Raw genomic sequence first — 16417 nt, 5'->3', positions numbered from 1 at the left:
GCGCCTGTCGGTGAAGTGAGAGACCACTTCAGCGCAGGCGCGGTTATGCAAGGGGCTCAGCGGGCCCCTTTATTTTTGGTTGGAATTCTGGCTCGTGCCAAAATGCAGGAATTGAACAAATGGACACGCAAGAAAAGATCGCAGATACGGATTTGACCATGACGGGTGCAGAGATCGTCGTGCGCGCTCTGTGCGATCAGGGTGTGGATACGCTATTCGGTTATCCGGGCGGCGCGGTCCTTCCAATTTACGATGCATTGTTCACTACACCGGAACTTCATCACATCCTCGTTCGCCATGAACAGGGCGCCGGCCATGCGGCTGAAGGCTATGCCCGTTCGACCGGTAAGCCGGGCGTTGCTCTGGTTACGTCAGGCCCGGGCGCAACCAATATGGTAACGCCAATTGCGGATGCGATGATGGATTCCATCCCGATGGTTGTCATCACAGGTCAGGTTCCAAGCCACCTGATCGGCACTGATGCGTTCCAGGAATGCGACACCGTTGGCATTACGCGCTGCTGCGCCAAGCACAACTATCTCGTTCGCGATGTAAACGATCTTGCGCGCATCATGCATGAGGCATTTCTTATCGCAACGACTGGTCGTCCTGGCCCTGTTGTTATCGATATTCCTAAGGATATTCAGTTCTCTAAGGGCATTTATAAAGGTCCTGAAGGAACACAGCACAAAACCTATCATCCGGCTTCGGAGCCGCATGAGGCAGGTATCGAAGCTGCGCTTGAACTGATGCGCAATGCACGTCGCCCTATCTTTTATACAGGCGGCGGCATCATCAATTCCGGAACTGAAGCAAGCGCAGCTCTGCGTGCGCTGGTTTCTGAAACCAACTTCCCGATCACATCCACCCTCATGGGTCTGGGCTGCTATCCGGCATCGGGCAGCAACTGGCTGGGCATGGTTGGCATGCACGGCGCCTATGAAGCAAACCACGCCATGCATGATTGTGACGTCATGATCTGCCTTGGCGCACGCTTTGACGACCGCGTGACAGGCCGCCTTGATGCGTTCTCTCCGAACTCGAAGAAAATCCACGTTGATATCGACCCGTCTTCCATCAACAAGACGGTTCGCGTTGACGTTCCAATCATCGCCGACGCTGGTAAGGCCATCAACGCGCTGCTCGAGGGCTGGCGCCGCGAACAGCACCCGCGCAATGATCTCAGCGAGTGGTGGACACAGATCAATGAGTGGCGCGATCGCAAAGGCTTCTCCTATGAAAAGCAGGAAGAGCAGATCAAACCGCAATACGCGATCGAGCGCCTCTACGAACTGACAAAGAACCGTGACACCTACATCACGACGGAAGTTGGCCAGCACCAGATGTGGGCCGCACAGCACTACCATTTTGAAGAGCCAAACCGCTGGATGACGTCAGGTGGCCTCGGTACAATGGGTTATGGCCTGCCAGCGGCGCTCGGCGTTCAGGCTGCGCATAAGGATGCGTTGGTTATCGACATTGCCGGTGAAGCCTCCATTCAGATGTGTATGCAGGAGCTTTCTACCGCGGTTCAGTTCAACCTGCCGATCAAGATCTTCATTCTGAACAATGAGTGGATGGGCATGGTCCGCCAGTGGCAGCAGTTGCTGCACGGAGAGCGCTATTCACACTCATACAGCGACAGCCTGCCTGATTTCGTCGCATTGGCTAAAGCTTATGGGGGCCACGGTATTCAATGCCGTAATCCGGCAGACCTTGATGCAGCCATCGAAGAGATGATCGCCTATGATGGTCCGGTGCTGTTCGACTGCCTTGTCACCAAGGATGAGAACTGCTTCCCGATGATCCCGTCAGGTGCTGCGCACAATGAGATGATCCTTGGCGAAATCACCGGTGATGAAATCGACGAGTCCGGCAAGGTTCTGGTTTAAGCCCTGCGAACCTGCAGGTAACAAACAACATCAGGTTATAGCGTGAACAGGAACACCAAGTGACTCAAGCTAACCCACCATCTTCGCCACAGAGCGCATATTTCATTGATGACCATTCAGAGGATGCAATCGTTCGCCGTACATTGGCAGCGATTGTAGACAACGAGCCGGGCGTTCTGGCCCGCGTGGTCGGCCTGTTCTCTGCACGCGGCTACAATATTGAAAGCCTGACCGTGGCGGAGGTGGATAATAAAGCCCACCAATCACGCATCACGATCGTAACGAGCGGTACAGTTCAGATTATCGCGCAGATCAAAGCTCAGCTTGAACGTCTGGTGCCGGTTGCCCGTGTGGTGGATATCACCACCTCACCTGCTGGTCTCGAACGCGAGCTTGCACTTATCAAGGTGAGTGCCGCGACCGGTTCTGATGAGCGCGTCGAGGCGATGCGACTGTCTGAAATCTTCCGCGCACGCGTACTCGATGTCACGCTGGAAAGCTTCATCTTTGAAGTGACTGGCGGATCGTCAAAAATTGATCAGTTCATTGAACTGATGGAGCCACTTGGCCTGATTCAGGTCTCAAGAACGGGCGTTCTGAGTATTCAGCGCGGCCTTCCCGAATAAACACTTGAAGCAAAGTCTTGCTTCAGATAGGCGTTTGCGCTGCATGGCGCACAATATTCGTCCCAGAAAGAAAGAATGACGATGAAAGTTTACTACGAACAGGATGCCGACCTTTCCCTGATCCAGTCCAAGAAGGTTGCTGTGATCGGTTATGGTTCTCAAGGCCACGCACACGTCCTCAACGCGCGCGATTCTGGCGTGAAGGATATCGTTGTCGGTCTGCAGGAAAACTCTTCCTCCCGCGCGAAAGCTGAAGCTGAAGGCCTTACGGTCATGACACCGGCAGAAGCGACCAAATGGGCTGACGTCGTAATGATCCTCATCCCGGACGAAAAGCAGGCTGTTCTCTGGGCAAATGAAATCGAACCAAACGTTCGTGACGGCCAGCACATCATGTTCGGCCACGGCTTCAACATTCACTACAACCTGATCCGCCCAAGCGCGAATGTGGACATTTCCCTGTCTGCACCGAAAGGCCCTGGCCACACGCTGCGCGCACAATATCAGATGGGCTTCGGCCTGCCAGGCCTCATCGCGATCCATCAGGATGCGACGGGTACAGCGCAGCAGGTTGCTCTGTCTTACTCTAAAGCCATCGGCAATACACGAGCTGGCGTTATCGAGACGTCTTTCCGCGAAGAAACTGAAACCGACCTGTTCGGTGAGCAGGCAGTTCTCTGCGGCGGTATCGTCGAGCTGATCAAAGCGGGCTTCGAAACTCTGGTTGAAGCTGGCTACGCCCCTGAAATGGCTTACTTCGAGTGCCTCCACGAAACCAAGCTCATCGTAGACCTGATCTACGAAGGCGGTATCGCGAACATGAACTACTCAATCTCCAACACAGCTGAGTACGGCGAATACGTTTCCGGCCCACGCGTTGTAGATTCCGAGAGCAAGAAAGCGATGAAAGCGGTTCTGGAAGACATTCAGTCCGGTAAGTTCGCTCGTGACTGGGTCCTTGAGAACCAGGCTGGCGCACCAAGCTTCCACGCGACACGCGCGCGCATGAACTCACACCAGATCGAAGAAGTCGGCGAAAAGCTTCGCGGCATGATGCACTGGGCGCAGAATGATCGCCTGGTGGACAAGTCCCGTAACTAAGCGAGACCAATTCATCGATTAAGAATAAGAGCTGCAAACTTCAGAGTTTGCGGCTCTTTTTTTGCCCAGAAAACGACTCCCGTAAGGAGAGAAACCAGTTTCACTGACCGCAAAAATGATCATGCTGGATATATATATTCGAAGAAATGGTTGTTCTGGGGTCTAACATGAATTTCTGCGCTAAGCTTCTTTCGATCGCATGCCTTTCCGTAGCAGGTGCATCACTCGCACATGCTGCTGATTTCCAGCTGCAGCCGGGCCAATGGGAAATCACTGAAGGCATGAGCCTGTCAGCAAACGCGACGCCATCGCAGACGCGCTCCATCTGCATCACTGCCAATGAAAACCTGGTATCCGAAAACTGGTTCATCGATCTGGCGAAACCGAATGCCGGTTGCGCATCTGACCTCACATCAGTGAATGCATCACAGCTCCAGTTCAGCCTGAATTGCCCGAGCCGCAACGGCGATATCGAAGGCCCGGTCAACGTGAACGTATCTGCGAGCGAATTCACGATTTCCAGCGACCTCGCGCTGCAACTCGGCGGGCACCCGCTGCCAATGCACCGCCAGCTGACTGCCCGCAATGTGGGCCAGTGCCGCTAACCCATTGATCAAGTGCGCGCGGAAAGCAGCGCGCACTGTACTTACCTTCTGTTTGTCTTCGTATTGCCCCATTCGCGTGCGGGTATGCGCCTGACAACAGGAGCTCTCCATGCAAATCCTCACCAGTCTGATCTTTGTCGGCTATGCCGCCCTCACCTTCAATGCGACCTCGCCAGAACAAGCGCAGATCGAGGTTGAACCGGGCTATTGGAATTGGTCACACCAGACGACCCTCGCGAACATTCCATTCTCTGAAGAGAACACTGAGTGTCTACCGCCTTCGCAATCACGGTTCTCACTTGATCGCCTTGCTGCCGACCTAGGACAGGATTGCTCGGTCACAGACGTAGAGCCACAAGGCTCCGGCTATTCATTCACGCTCGTCTGTGAAGGCTTCTATTCCGGCGAAGCGCAAGGCACGCTACGCAAGCTGTCGGACTACCAGATACAGCTTGAGGCAAGCGGACAGGTGATGCTGGCCGGTTTGGCCGCAGACTTTGCTTTCGAAGCCAATGCAAGCCATGTCGGCCAATGCCCTCAGGAATGAGCCGCCTCTGGCGGTGCAGGCTTCAGCCTCGGCTCACGTGATACCAGCACACACGCGGCGATAATGATCGCCGCGCCAATCCAAACCCAGACGGTCGGAACCTCGTCGTAGAACATCCAGCCGAGCAGCGCGCTCCAGATCAACGCCGCGTACTCCATTGGCGCAATCTTTTGGGCGGGTGCACGGGCATATGCCGATGTCATCAACACCCAGATCGAGCTACCAAACGCCCCGAGTAACAGGAGCAGCGGAAAATCACTCAGCGAAGCAGGCTCTGCGAACAGCAAGGCGGGCACTGCCATGTAGATAGCCGGAAAGAAATTGGCATAAATCGCAATGGCAAAGCCGCTATCTTTTGTGGCCCGCATTCTAAGCATGACCATAGATAGCGCATAGCAGACAGCAGACGTCATCACGCTGGCAAAGCCCATCCATTCGTCTGGCGTGAAGCGCAAATTCATGTCCTTCCCAAGGAAGGTCACCAGCACACCAATAAATCCGATAAGGCCCGCGAGCACGGCATATTTGGCCGGTCGCTCCCCCAACAAAAGCCATGCGAACGGCGTGATAATCAGAACCGCTGAGAAGCCGAGCGCTGTAACAACCACCAGCTCGAGCTTACTTAGCGCAAAGAAGAACAAGGTTGCCGCAGCGGCGTGAACCAATCCGCGTAGCGCATGAAAGCGCGTTGCCTTCCAACCTGGAAGCCGCCGTCCCGTCAAAAAGTAGGGCACCGCCACAAGAACCGTAGCCAGCGCGAAACGCCAGAAGACGAGCGTCAGCAAGTCCATATCCTGCTGAACAAAACGCACCAGTGCATCCATTCCGACGCCGAGCATCACCGCGAGCGCAGCAGTCACCAGAGGCGATGGGACCAATTTTTCTGATAACGTCATGCCCGAACTCCGGCACCAGAACAGCCCGGTGTCATACACCAGTTTGGCGGCCGGCCAAACATGCGATGAGTAAAGTCTGCTATTGCGAATGACCGGGAACGCTGCATTCTACTAGACATAAAAAATCAGAGGAACGCCGCACCAAATGCTAAATCCAGATCAACACAAACTCTCGTCAGGAATTGATCCACATACTCCAGCACAGACCGTTCTCGGAGATGCTGACCTTTCCGGTAAAACCGCGATTGTCACAGGCGGCTATTCAGGCATTGGCCTTGAAACAACACGCGCCCTCGCCTCCGCCGGAGCGCGGGTAATCGTTCCCGCACGAACCATCGATAAAGCGAAAGCTGCGCTCGCTCCTGTAGACGGCAATATCGATATCGCGACTATGGATCTTGCCGATCTGACATCCGTCCGTCGCTTTGCCGATGATGTAATTCAATCCGGCGGCACAATTGATCTTCTGATCAATAACGCAGGGATTATGGCCTGCCCGCTCTCGCGCACTGCCGCAGGATGGGAATCACAGTTCGGCACCAACCATCTGGGTCACATGGTGATGACCCAAGGCCTGCTGCCAGCGCTCCGCAAAGCGAATGGTGCACGCGTGGTCTGCCTATCTTCGACAGGACATATCGTTAGCGATGTACACTGGGATGACCCGAACTTCCTCTCTCATGACTATGACAAATGGCAGGCTTATGGACAGTCAAAAACGTCGAACTCGCTGTTTGCCGTAGGCCTCGACCAACGTGAGAAAGACAATGGCATCCGTGCCTTCGCTGTGCATCCGGGCGGCATTATGACTGACCTGCAGCGTCACCTTGGCAATGAAGAAATGACCGTGCTCGGCTGGACCAATCAAGACGGCACTCTGTCTGAACGAGCCGCAAAATCATTTAAAAAGCCGGAAGCAGGTGCTTCGACGACAATTTTTGCGGCAACTTCAAAACTGCTCGACGGCAAAGGCGGACTTTATTGTGAAGACAGCGACGTTGCCAATCTGGCCACACCGGAATCACCGCGCTATTGTGACGTTCGCCCGTACGCGATCGATACCGAAGCGGCTGATCGTCTCTGGGCTCTTAGTGAAGCCATGATAGCCGAGGCCTGAATATGGGCGATGTCGTCAATCTTCGTCAGTTCAGAAAACAGAAGCAACGACAGGACAAGTCTGCAAAGGCTGAAGTGAACCGTGCGAAGTTCGGCCAGTCGAAGCTAGATAAGAAACTGACCGAAGCGCAAAAGGCGCGCTCTGATCAAACGCTTGATAGCGCGCGCCTGGAGCGGGACGAAGACTAGCGAAGTTCGGCAAACGCAATGGCGTCGACGAGCCAGACGCCATTCACTTCCTGATACATCAGATCAAACCGCACACCGCCCTCACTCAGGCGGAATGCACCGCGCAGACGCATGCGTCCGTCGGCGATCAGGTGCGGCGGTATCTCGAACTCAGCCTGCTGCCCGATAGACGCCACCATCTCGGCACGATGAGGCACGAGCGAACGGAAATGGTCCGGCAGAACGTCAGCTGTAACTTCGCTGCGCATACGCGGCGAAAGGATCAGCATAAAGCGGCTATAATCTTCCGTCATCTGAGCCTCGGTAATCACGACCAGCGTGGACCAGAGGATCTGATGAATTTCGTCGATATCAGGCACATCATAAGAGGCGGGCGCAAGCCGGTTGCGTGTCAGGGCTGGCGTGCGCGGAGCCACACGCGGCTGGATGTTCTCCGGCTGAACCGTCGGAGCTTCGGGCGCACTGTCTGTTACAGTCGGCGCAGTGATCGTTGGTCCCGGCGCGGGCTCCTCGCGCGGCATGACAGCAGATGAAGCCGGCGCAATTTCTGTCCGGCGCACAGCTGCGCTCTGAACCGTGTCAGGTGTCGTCGATACCGTGGGTGCGGGTGCGCTGTTTTCATAGGTGTAGGTACGCGTCGGCGCAGGTTCATTAGGCGTCGTGGTGACAGACCGGGTATATGAGCGAACCGGCGTAGAACCCGCCACAGTATCCGAGCGATAGCTGGTACCAGAACTCGTTCCGCTGGATTCGCCAGATGGCCGAGGCTGGGAGGTATAAGTACGCGTGGTGGTCGTCGGGCGATAGGTCGTCGTCGCGCCCGTATCCGGCTGCGTTGTGGAGTTCGTGTCAGGATAGCGCGTATACGTTCGTGTCGTCGTCGTTGACGTGTTCGTGGTCGATGAAGGCGTGTCAGACGGGCTGGAATAGCGTGTTGATGAGCCGGTCGTCGTTTGCGTTGTCACAGGTGCTGTGTAGGTCGATGTCGATCCTGCAGGGCGCGTGTAAGTCGAACTTGCAGGCGCATCCGTCACCGGCTCCGTGACAATGGTCTCCGTCCCGTCTGCTTCGATACGACGAACAGTGCGCGTCACTGTACGGCGAACGGTATTTTCAGTCACAACCGCCTCAGGAGCAGTTTGCGCGGCAGCAGCAGACATGGCTGGCAGCGCAAAAAGTACAAAAACACCCCAGATGAGAATCGCTGGCGCCCAGATCAGGGCATGCTGAAATCGGTCAGACGCTGTTTTGTTGTATCGTTCTGGCATATTCGCTTCCCGCGCGAGCGCTTATTTCGGTCCGGAATGGTTGTTCACGGGAAAATGAGCAAGAAACATGCCCGCTGAACATGTTAACAGGTTTGACAAACGTCAGGGCACCCCCAGTAAAGGTAGCTGAACAAAAACAAAGACAGTATCGGGAGAACGCATGTCTGATTTTGCACCGCTTTTTGAGCCATTCACGCTGAAAGGTGTCACCTTTGCCAACCGCCTGGCAATGGCCCCAATGACCCGCTCCTTCGCGACGGGCGGCGTACCTGGCCAGAATGTTGCGGACTATTATTCCCGCCGTGCAGCCGCTGATGTTGGCCTTCTTATTACCGAAGGCACGACCATCAACCGAGGCGGTGCATCTTTCGACCCGAACATTCCGAATATCCATGCGGACGAAGCCAAAGCCGGCTGGAAACATGTGGTAGACGAAGTCCACGCCAATAACGGCAAGATCGCGCCGCAAATATGGCACGTCGGCATGGCGCGCAAGCCAGGTCAGGGCCCACACCCGGAAGCCCAGTCGGATAGCCCGTCAGGCGTCACACACGCCGGCAAGCAGGTCTATGACACGCCAACACTCGATGATGTTGATGCGATGATCGAAGCCTTTGTTGACGGTATCGTCACAGCGAAAGAGCTCGGCTTTGACTGCGCCGAAATTCACGGCGCCCACGGCTATCTGGTCGATGAATTCTTCTGGGGCGTGATGAACACCCGCGACGACAAATATGGTGGTTCCATCACGTCCCGCGCGCAGTTTGCAGCGGACATCATCTCACGTGCGAAAGCTAAAGTTGGCGACTACCCAATTATTCTGCGTATTTCCCAGTGGAAGCAGTTCGATTACGGCGCGCGACTTTGCGAAACGCCAAAAGAACTGGAAGCGTTCCTCGGCGTTCTGGCTGATGCGGGCGTAGACTGCATTCACTGCTCTCAGCGTCGTTATTGGGAACCTGAATTCCCTGAGATCGACGGCGAAGACGGCCTGAACCTTGCGGGCTGGGCGAAGAAGCTCACTGGCCTCCCAACCATCACGGTCGGCTCTGTAGGCCTCTCTACAGAGTTCACAGGCGCCTTCCGCGGCGAAGGGTCGAAGACACGTCCACTCGCAGACGTTGTCGAGCGCCTCGATAAGGGCGAATTTGACATGATCGCTGTCGGCCGCGCCCTGCTTCAGGATCCGGAATGGGCGAAAAAGGTCAAAGAAGGCCGTTTCGACGAAACCCGCGCCTATGACGGCGAAGCGCTTAAGACGCTTTTCTAAACTCGGCCTCGAGGTTCACAACCTCGGTCGCGGAGACAATCTCTACCTCCGGCAGCGGGAAGATCAGCTTTCCGCCGCCGGCCAGGAACTCGGCCTCGCGCTGGATAATGCCTTCACGGAAATGCCACGGCAGCACGAGAAAATAGTCCGGTTTCATAGAGCGTGCGACGTCTTCCGGTACAATCGGAATATGCGTTCCCGGCGTGACACAGCCCCATTTATCAGGGTTCACGTCGGAGATTGCATCCAGCATATCAGGGCCTATGCCCGCATACTGCAGAATGACATTGCCTTTGGTTGAGGCGCCCAGCCCCAGAATACGCTTGCCGTCTGCTTTGAGGCTTTGAAGCTTCTCAACGAGCATTTTAGAGTGGAACTCAGCACGCTGCGCAAAGTCCAGATACGGCATCATCGTATGCAGGCCAGCGGCCACTTCCGCCTGTAAAAGCTCGTCAATTGCAGCCTGATTGACCGGAATATTGCGATTGCCCTGATGCGCCGCAGTTACCGCAAACGAGCCGCCATTTGTACCATTAAGCTCAACATCGACGATCTTCAGTCCCGCTTGCGCAAGGATATTCTTCACGACGGTCAGCGAATAATATTCCAGATGCTCCTGACACACTGTGTCATAAGCAAGCTGGCGAAGCATGAGCGGCAGATAACTCTGCTCGAAATGCCAGATACCGTCATCCGCAAGCACGCTAGCGATATCCTTCACGAACGATACCGGATCCGGCAGATCATAGAACATTGCGATGGATGTCACGATGCTTGCCTGTTTGCCGGTGGCGGCGCGATAGGTTTCTTCGTTGAAGAAGTCGACCTTCAGCGCAATATCGTCAGTGTAGAAGCGGCGGAATTTCTCGGCGCTCGGGTCAATGCCAATACGCTCAATGCCCGGCGTTTTATAGGCTTTGAGCGACGTTGCATCGTTTGCGCCGATATCCAGAACGACGTCGCCAGCACCAAGCGGGCGCACACGCTTTTCAAGATCGTAAATCTTTGCTTCCAGGTGGCGCACCATCGAAGCGTTGAGACCGGAGCGATATCCGTATGTCTCGCCATACATCAGCTCGCCTGGATAATCATGGTGAAGCTGAACAAGGCCGGACTCTTCACAGAATGCGAGTTCCAGAGGACTTACAGAGACCTTGTCTTCAGGAGACTTGGGAAAAACACCCGTCAGCGACTGATGGCCTAGGTCCATGATCGTCTGCAGAGGCGCATCCGTCAGGCGGCAGCGCGTACGGCGCGGAAAGAGCGAACTGCCTTGCGAAACTTCTGACATTTAACGAAACCTCTGCGGGGTTTAACCATTGATGATAGAATCTGCCCGTATTTGACCTAAATTTTCGTAAAGACTGTCAGGAAGGACGTTTTATGACCCAAACACCCCCAAAGGTTGTCCGCAGCGACGAAGAATGGAAATCGGTCCTAACCGAGGAGCAATACCGCGTTGGCGTTAAAGATGGCACGGAACGCGCCTTTACTCCGGGCAATTATCAGGACGAAAAACGCGACGGCGATTATCACTGCGTCGGGTGCGATACGGTGCTCTGGCAATCCGACCATAAATTTGAATCTGGCACCGGCTGGCCGAGTTTCTTCCAGCCGGCCTCCGAAGGCGTGGTCGATACAAAGCGTGATTTCAAAATGATTGTGCCCCGTACCGAATGCCATTGCGCTGTTTGCGGCCTTCACCAGGGCCATGTCTTCAAAGACGGCCCGCCGCCAACAGGCCTGCGCTGGTGCATCAATGGCGCCGTTCTGAACTTCGTTCCACGTGACGAAGGATAATAAAAAACCTCCGCTTCCAAGGCTCTTTGGAAGCGGAGGTCAGGTCTCGATCGCTCATGAACTTTTGAGGGGGCTCAATTGCCAATCGAGAAAATGGAAACGCTCCGGATTGCTCCGGAGCGTTAAGTCTGTTTGAAAGCGATTAGCTGTCTGCGCCCCAGGACACAGTCAGCTCCTGAGTGGAAGCCGCTTCCGCTGGCGCATAGTTCAGCGTACGCGCGAAGGACTCTGCCGCACGACGGAAAGTCGCATGTGAGCATTCGCGGATCTGGTAAGACGTCGCTTCACCAGCTTCGTCTACGCTGAGCTCCATGGAGCATTCACCAGCCATGCCGCGCTCTGCAGCATAATACGGATATGTGAGTTCACCGAGGCTCGCTGGGACAGCTGTTCCGGTGACATCAATTGTAAGATCACGAGCGTTTTCTTCAACGCCCTGCTCGGCCGTTGCGGTCGGCATCACGCTGACGACAAGGGCCAATGTGCCAAGCACTCCAACAAGTTTCTTCATGACAACAATGTGTCACTATTGTATTTTTTTGTCTACATCCGGACTATTATTTGAACATATAATTTCATAGATCACTGTTTTATAAGAATGTTATATTTATCATAAATACCAAAATCACATAACTGAAGCATTTCAAACGGCGAAATCACGCCAATCCATCTGGTGTAATCCGAAGCAGATATTACCTTATGAAGACACAAATTTCCGCTGGCAAAAACGCAAGCCGAGACTGCCGCAAACTTCATGAGGACCTATATGACCCGAACGCCGCCGATCGCTGAAAGACGCTCTGAAACGATCACTCAGCACGGGCACACAAGGGTATCTCCCTATGCATGGCTGAAGGATGATAACTGGCAGGCGGTCATGAAGGACCCGAGCGTCCTTTCCACCGACATCCGCGCTTATCTGGAAGCTGAAAACGCCTACACCAAGGCAGCCCTGGAAGATCCCTCCGAAGCGCTGCGCGAGGAACTGTTTCAGGAAATGCGGGGCCGAATCAAAGAAGACGATTCCAGCGTGCCGACGCCTGATGGCCCGTTCGCCTATTTCACCTTTCATCGTGAAGGCGGCGAGTATGGCGCCTATGCGCGGCGCCCATGGGAACACGCCTTCGATACAGATGCCGAATACCAGATCCTTTTTGATGGGGATGTCGAAGGCGAAGGCAAAGCCTATTTCGATACCGGTGACATCTGTCAGTCGCCCGACCACAAACTGATCGCCGTAGCTGTCGATGACAAAGGCTCAGAATTCTACACCATAACCGTTCGCGACATTGCTACGGGCGAACATCTTTCGGACGTGATTGAGAACACGACCGGCGATTTTGTATGGGGCGCTGGCTCGAATGTGATCTTCTGGGTCTATCGTGATGACCAGGGGCGCCCGTCAGCCGTGTATCGTCGCGTACTGGGCACTGGTAAGGACACGCTGGTGTATGAGGAAACCGATCCCGGTTTCTTCGTAAACATTGAACAGAGCCCGTCTGAGAAATACATCTTTATACGCACAGGCGGCCATACAACGTCTGAGGTTCATTTCTTCAGCGCTGACGAAACCGATCCGGAGCTGGTCACCATTGCGCCGCGAGAAACGGACATTGAGTACTCCGTGGTCGACTTTGACAACGAATTCTACATTCTGACGAATGCGGACGGCGCGGTCGACTTCAAGATTGTGAAAGCACCGATCGGCTCTCCGGGCCGCGAAAACTGGACCGAAGTTTTGCCGCATCAGGCGGGCCGGCTCATTCTCGATATTGATTCTTACGAGAACCACCTTGTACGCGTAGAACGCGAAAAAGGTTTGCCGCGTATCGTCATCCGTTCGCGTGACGGAGCCGAGCACGCCATTGAGATGAAAGAGGCTGCCTATGATCTCGGCCTCGCAGGTGGCTATGAATACGACTCTGATATCCTGCGTTTTGCCTATGCGTCGCCAACAACGCCGGATCAGGTCTTCGATTATAATATGACAACGCGCGAGCGCACCTTGCGTAAGACTCGCGAAGTGCCATCAGGCCATAACCCTGAAGACTATGTGGTGGAGCGCATCATGGCGCCCTCTCACGACGGCGTTGAGGTGCCTGTCACCCTGCTTCGTCATGTGAGCACACCGTTGGATGGTAGTGCACCTGTCCTGCTCTACGGCTATGGCTCCTATGGCGTGACTATCTCAGCCGACTTCCGCACCGGGCGTCTCAGCCTTGTAGATCGCGGGTTCATTTACGCCATCGCACATATTCGCGGGTCTCAGGCACTCGGCTATCAATGGTATCTCGATGGTAAGCTGGAGAAGAAGGAAAACACCTTCCGCGATTATGTCGCTGCCGGCCGCCACCTCGTAGAGCAAGGCTATACGCAGGAAGGGCGCGTCGTCGGCCATGGTGGCTCGGCTGGTGGCCTCCTCATGGGCGCGGCATCCAATCTCGACCCGGAACTCTTTGCAGGCATTATTGCTGCTGTGCCCTTCGTAGATGTGCTGACGACGATGTCAGACGCCGACCTTCCTCTCACGCCGCCGGAATGGCCGGAATGGGGTAACCCGATTGAGAGCCCGGACGACTATGAGACGATACGCGCCTATTCTCCTATCGATCAGGTCACAGAACGCCCCTACCCTGCCATGCTGATTACCGGCGGCCTCACTGACCCACGTGTGACGTACTGGGAACCAGCAAAATGGGTCGCGACTTTGCGCCACGAAGCGCCTGAGGGCGGGCCTTACTTCCTCCGCATCAATATGGACGCGGGACATGGCGGCGCCTCCGGGCGTTTCGAAGGGCTTAAAGAGACGGCAATTGAATATGCCTTCGCGCTCGCCATCGCAGGGAAGACCGACGCGTTCGCCCTCAACCTTTAAGGGTGCACTTAAGCCCAGACACAAAAAAGGCGCCTGCATGTGCGGGCGCCTTTTTGCTTTTGATGCTGATCAACCGATCTTAGCCGAGTTGGTCGATTTCTGCCTGTACTTCCGCAATACGGTCATCAATTGTACTGCAGCCCTCTGGCAGGTTGTTACCGAAGACGCGCAGCTCTTCACAGCTGTCTTTCTCGTTTGTCAGGCCTTGCAGACGAGTCTGGAGCTGGAACCGTTGCAGAGCGAGCTGAGTGCGAACTTCGGAGTCAAGGAAGTTGACCCAGCCGTTTGCCGCCCGGCGACCATCCGAGAAACGTGTGGCTTCGTTGAAGAAGTCGCGAGCTTCACCTTTACGATCAAGCTCGTACATCGCCTGACCGATCATCACGCGAGCATAGCCCGGCTCTGAGAGGTTACCGCGGGAAATAGCGGACTGATAAGCTTCGATCGCGTCTTCATACTCGCCGAGTTCGAAGAGGGAACGACCAAGACGCTCATACATCTTACCATCCGGGCTCATCTGAGCGGCTTCACGAATAGCCGGAAGTGCGCGGTCGAATTCACGGGCAACCTGATAGAGTGTCGCCAGAAGCTCAAGACGTTCGAAAGTCTTGGACACACGACCACGGTTCATTTCCATTTCCAGAATACGTGCCGCTTCAAACGGAACGTTGAACTGGTTGTAGAAGTTCACCACGCGCATAATTTCCTGCTCTTCAGTCAGAAGACCAGCAAGGTACATGGCTTTGTAAACCTCAAACGCGCGGCGTTCCTGGTTACCGGAATAATAGTCACCGGCAATCGCATCCCAGACACGACGATCGTTCGGGTCTGTACGAAGCAGACGCTGAAGCAGTTCAGCTTTCTTCGCGCGGTCACCTGTGCGGTCGTAGAGGAAGATCAGGAAGTCAATCGTCTGACGGCTGGCATTGTTACCATCTGCAGCAAGAACACGCTCGGCATAAGGAAGCGCACCTCGATAGTCTTCAAGCTGCTGGTGGATTACCGCCAGCTGCCAGTTCTGATCGCGAGTTGGAGTTACGCCAGTCGCAAGCCAACGATCCATATAAGCTTTCGCTTGCGGGACGTTCTCTGTCTGCAGGTGCAGCTGAGCAATTGAATAGTAGGTCTGACCAACCTGATCACCAGCAATCGCGCCGACGCGGATAGCTTCTTCGAGGTCACGGATAGCGCCAGTCAGGTCATCCTGGTTGATCTTCACAGCCGCGCTCAGGCGAAGCATCGCTCCGCGTTCGTAGCAGTTTAATTCCATGCTACGCAGCTGGTTGAGTTGTTGCAGAGCGCCCGCAGGGTTGTCGTTCTGGATCAGCTCTGTCTCAGCGTTCAGGTAAACCTGACCCGCATCAGAGCCGAACTCAGTCGCTTCACACGCTTGTTGCGCCTGAGCGGAACCAACTCCCGCAAATGCAATCAATGCAGCGCCGAGGACGCCAGTCATCCATTGTGCTTTACGCATCGTCTTCACTCCCTAGCCGTCATTCGGCTGCTAGTCTTCCAACCTGTACTGTATCGGATAGACAAGGTTTCCCTGACCTACCGGTACACTATTTCTCACGGGTGCAGCGAACAAGGTTTGCTCAACTGCGCGCGCGCTGGAGCGCGCAAAAATCTCATCGGTGCAGCTTGCCGAAACGCCGAATGGCCGGCCGGCTGCGTCAATAGAGAAGCTGACTTCGCAATCGCCTTCAATCCCGCGCGTAAGAGCGCGATGCGGATATTCAACAATTGGTGCACGAACAGGCACACCAGTCGCTCTCTCGAACCTCACCTCGGTCCTTCCGAGATCTCCGATCGCCCCTGGATCAAAATCCGCTTCTGGCGCCGGGAACTCAGAGAACTCTAAAACTACCCCCTCCGATGAGGGCGAGCGGATCGGTTCCATTCTTGGCGGAGGTTGGACCTCACTAATAAGTTCTATCGGTTCACGGCGGTTGAGGGTCTGAGGTTCTTCAGGTAACGGCGTAATCCGAACCAGAGGCCTCACAGTCCTCTCCGACAAATGAACTTCCCCGACTGACACCAACCGATCCATCACAACAAACAAACACAGAGTGAAAGCGGCGGCGGGGATGAAACTGGCCGCGAGGCGGCCAGCATCAGAACTAAAACCGGATAATCTTTGGGGCATGCTTCTCTCCTTCGTCCTTCGACAAGAAGAGTTATATCATAACATAAAAGAATAATCTATATTTTGTTACGTTATCACATGCCCTC

16 protein-coding genes are annotated in these 16417 nt (G+C 55.0%); 10 read left to right on the top strand and 6 right to left on the bottom strand.

Annotation, left to right across the window (positions count from 1 at the left end):
- Window positions 1-119: 119 nt before the first annotated feature.
- From P1U45_RS11020 to P1U45_RS11000, 5 genes are all read left to right on the top strand, one after another.
- Window positions 120-1892, top strand: coding sequence for an acetolactate synthase 3 large subunit (locus P1U45_RS11020; RefSeq protein WP_301059117.1), 1773 nt, complete (start codon window positions 120-122; stop codon window positions 1890-1892).
- 59 nt (window positions 1893-1951) lie between these two features.
- On the top strand, window positions 1952-2518 hold the full coding sequence (gene ilvN / locus P1U45_RS11015; protein WP_301059116.1) for an acetolactate synthase small subunit: 567 nt from the start codon (window positions 1952-1954) through the stop codon (window positions 2516-2518).
- A gap of 81 nt (window positions 2519-2599) precedes the next feature.
- Complete coding sequence (gene ilvC / locus P1U45_RS11010; RefSeq protein ID WP_301059293.1) at window positions 2600-3619, top strand: ketol-acid reductoisomerase; 1020 nt, start codon at window positions 2600-2602, stop codon at window positions 3617-3619.
- Between the two features lie 167 nt (window positions 3620-3786).
- Window positions 3787-4224: a DUF3617 family protein gene (locus P1U45_RS11005; protein ID WP_022695050.1), complete on the top strand. Its 438-nt coding sequence runs from the start codon at window positions 3787-3789 to the stop codon at window positions 4222-4224.
- Window positions 4225-4333: 109 nt separating this feature from the next.
- Window positions 4334-4771, top strand: coding sequence for a DUF3617 family protein (locus P1U45_RS11000; RefSeq protein WP_301059115.1), 438 nt, complete (start codon window positions 4334-4336; stop codon window positions 4769-4771).
- On the opposite strand, the gene P1U45_RS10995 is transcribed toward P1U45_RS11000, so the two are convergent.
- Window positions 4762-5667, bottom strand: coding sequence for a DMT family transporter (locus P1U45_RS10995; RefSeq protein ID WP_301059114.1), 906 nt, complete (start codon window positions 5665-5667; stop codon window positions 4762-4764). The genes P1U45_RS11000 and P1U45_RS10995 overlap by 10 nt on opposite strands.
- A gap of 145 nt (window positions 5668-5812) precedes the next feature.
- Between P1U45_RS10995 and P1U45_RS10990 the strand changes: the two genes are divergently transcribed.
- Both P1U45_RS10990 and P1U45_RS10985 read left to right on the top strand, forming a co-directional pair.
- Window positions 5813-6784: an oxidoreductase gene (locus P1U45_RS10990; protein ID WP_301059113.1), complete on the top strand. Its 972-nt coding sequence runs from the start codon at window positions 5813-5815 to the stop codon at window positions 6782-6784.
- Between the two features lie 2 nt (window positions 6785-6786).
- A complete protein-coding gene (locus tag P1U45_RS10985) occupies window positions 6787-6972 on the top strand; it encodes a DUF4169 family protein (RefSeq protein ID WP_293607066.1) in 186 nt (61 codons plus the stop codon).
- Here P1U45_RS10985 and P1U45_RS10980 read toward each other — a convergent pair.
- Window positions 6969-8240, bottom strand: coding sequence for a hypothetical protein (locus P1U45_RS10980; protein ID WP_301059112.1), 1272 nt, complete (start codon window positions 8238-8240; stop codon window positions 6969-6971). The two genes, P1U45_RS10985 and P1U45_RS10980, sit on opposite strands and share 4 nt — an antisense overlap.
- A gap of 160 nt (window positions 8241-8400) precedes the next feature.
- On the opposite strand from P1U45_RS10980, the gene P1U45_RS10975 reads away from it, so the two are divergent.
- On the top strand, window positions 8401-9510 hold the full coding sequence (locus tag P1U45_RS10975; RefSeq protein ID WP_301059111.1) for an NADH:flavin oxidoreductase: 1110 nt from the start codon (window positions 8401-8403) through the stop codon (window positions 9508-9510).
- Here P1U45_RS10975 and P1U45_RS10970 read toward each other — a convergent pair.
- Entirely contained in the window at window positions 9494-10801 is a 1308-nt protein-coding gene (locus tag P1U45_RS10970) for a class I SAM-dependent methyltransferase (RefSeq protein WP_293607063.1), read from the bottom strand. The genes P1U45_RS10975 and P1U45_RS10970 overlap by 17 nt on opposite strands.
- Window positions 10802-10893: 92 nt before the next feature.
- Here P1U45_RS10970 and msrB point away from each other — a divergent pair, with 92 nt between their 5' ends.
- Window positions 10894-11310, top strand: coding sequence for a peptide-methionine (R)-S-oxide reductase MsrB (gene msrB / locus P1U45_RS10965; protein ID WP_293607062.1), 417 nt, complete (start codon window positions 10894-10896; stop codon window positions 11308-11310).
- Window positions 11311-11452: 142 nt separating this feature from the next.
- On the opposite strand, the gene P1U45_RS10960 is transcribed toward msrB, so the two are convergent.
- Complete coding sequence (locus P1U45_RS10960; RefSeq protein ID WP_293607061.1) at window positions 11453-11821, bottom strand: energy transducer TonB; 369 nt, start codon at window positions 11819-11821, stop codon at window positions 11453-11455.
- Window positions 11822-12076: 255 nt separating this feature from the next.
- Here P1U45_RS10960 and P1U45_RS10955 point away from each other — a divergent pair, with 255 nt between their 5' ends.
- Complete coding sequence (locus P1U45_RS10955; protein ID WP_301059110.1) at window positions 12077-14185, top strand: S9 family peptidase; 2109 nt, start codon at window positions 12077-12079, stop codon at window positions 14183-14185.
- Window positions 14186-14264: 79 nt separating this feature from the next.
- Here the strand turns inward: P1U45_RS10955 and P1U45_RS10950 are convergent, their stop codons facing one another.
- Entirely contained in the window at window positions 14265-15659 is a 1395-nt protein-coding gene (locus P1U45_RS10950; protein ID WP_301059109.1) for a tetratricopeptide repeat protein, read from the bottom strand.
- 30 nt (window positions 15660-15689) lie between these two features.
- Window positions 15690-15971, bottom strand: coding sequence for a TonB family protein (locus P1U45_RS10945; protein WP_301059108.1), 282 nt, complete (start codon window positions 15969-15971; stop codon window positions 15690-15692).
- Between the last annotated feature and the right edge of the window lie 446 nt (window positions 15972-16417).

It is taken from the genome of Ponticaulis sp. (assembly GCF_029210165.1).
Classification (GTDB): domain Bacteria; phylum Pseudomonadota; class Alphaproteobacteria; order Caulobacterales; family Hyphomonadaceae; genus Ponticaulis.
The sequence above is the reverse complement of the archived record's forward strand: the minus strand, read 5'-3'. Positions and strand labels throughout refer to the sequence as shown.

Excerpts from the sequence above, each read along its gene's own strand:
- P1U45_RS10995 (WP_301059114.1), bottom strand. The coding sequence starts at position 5,667 with ATGACGTTATCAGAAAAATTGGTCCCATCGCCTCTGGTGACTGCTGCG.
- ilvC (WP_301059293.1), top strand. The coding sequence starts at position 2,600 with ATGAAAGTTTACTACGAACAGGATGCCGACCTTTCCCTGATCCAGTCC.
- P1U45_RS10970 (WP_293607063.1), bottom strand. The coding sequence starts at position 10,801 with ATGTCAGAAGTTTCGCAAGGCAGTTCGCTCTTTCCGCGCCGTACGCGC.
- P1U45_RS10975 (WP_301059111.1), top strand. The coding sequence starts at position 8,401 with ATGTCTGATTTTGCACCGCTTTTTGAGCCATTCACGCTGAAAGGTGTC.
- P1U45_RS11020 (WP_301059117.1), top strand. The coding sequence starts at position 120 with ATGGACACGCAAGAAAAGATCGCAGATACGGATTTGACCATGACGGGT.
- P1U45_RS10955 (WP_301059110.1), top strand. The coding sequence starts at position 12,077 with ATGACCCGAACGCCGCCGATCGCTGAAAGACGCTCTGAAACGATCACT.
- P1U45_RS10960 (WP_293607061.1), bottom strand. The coding sequence starts at position 11,821 with ATGAAGAAACTTGTTGGAGTGCTTGGCACATTGGCCCTTGTCGTCAGC.
- P1U45_RS10950 (WP_301059109.1), bottom strand. The coding sequence starts at position 15,659 with ATGCGTAAAGCACAATGGATGACTGGCGTCCTCGGCGCTGCATTGATT.
- P1U45_RS11000 (WP_301059115.1), top strand. The coding sequence starts at position 4,334 with ATGCAAATCCTCACCAGTCTGATCTTTGTCGGCTATGCCGCCCTCACC.
- P1U45_RS10980 (WP_301059112.1), bottom strand. The coding sequence starts at position 8,240 with ATGCCAGAACGATACAACAAAACAGCGTCTGACCGATTTCAGCATGCC.
- P1U45_RS10985 (WP_293607066.1), top strand. The coding sequence starts at position 6,787 with ATGGGCGATGTCGTCAATCTTCGTCAGTTCAGAAAACAGAAGCAACGA.
- P1U45_RS11005 (WP_022695050.1), top strand. The coding sequence starts at position 3,787 with ATGAATTTCTGCGCTAAGCTTCTTTCGATCGCATGCCTTTCCGTAGCA.
- msrB (WP_293607062.1), top strand. The coding sequence starts at position 10,894 with ATGACCCAAACACCCCCAAAGGTTGTCCGCAGCGACGAAGAATGGAAA.
- P1U45_RS10990 (WP_301059113.1), top strand. The coding sequence starts at position 5,813 with ATGCTAAATCCAGATCAACACAAACTCTCGTCAGGAATTGATCCACAT.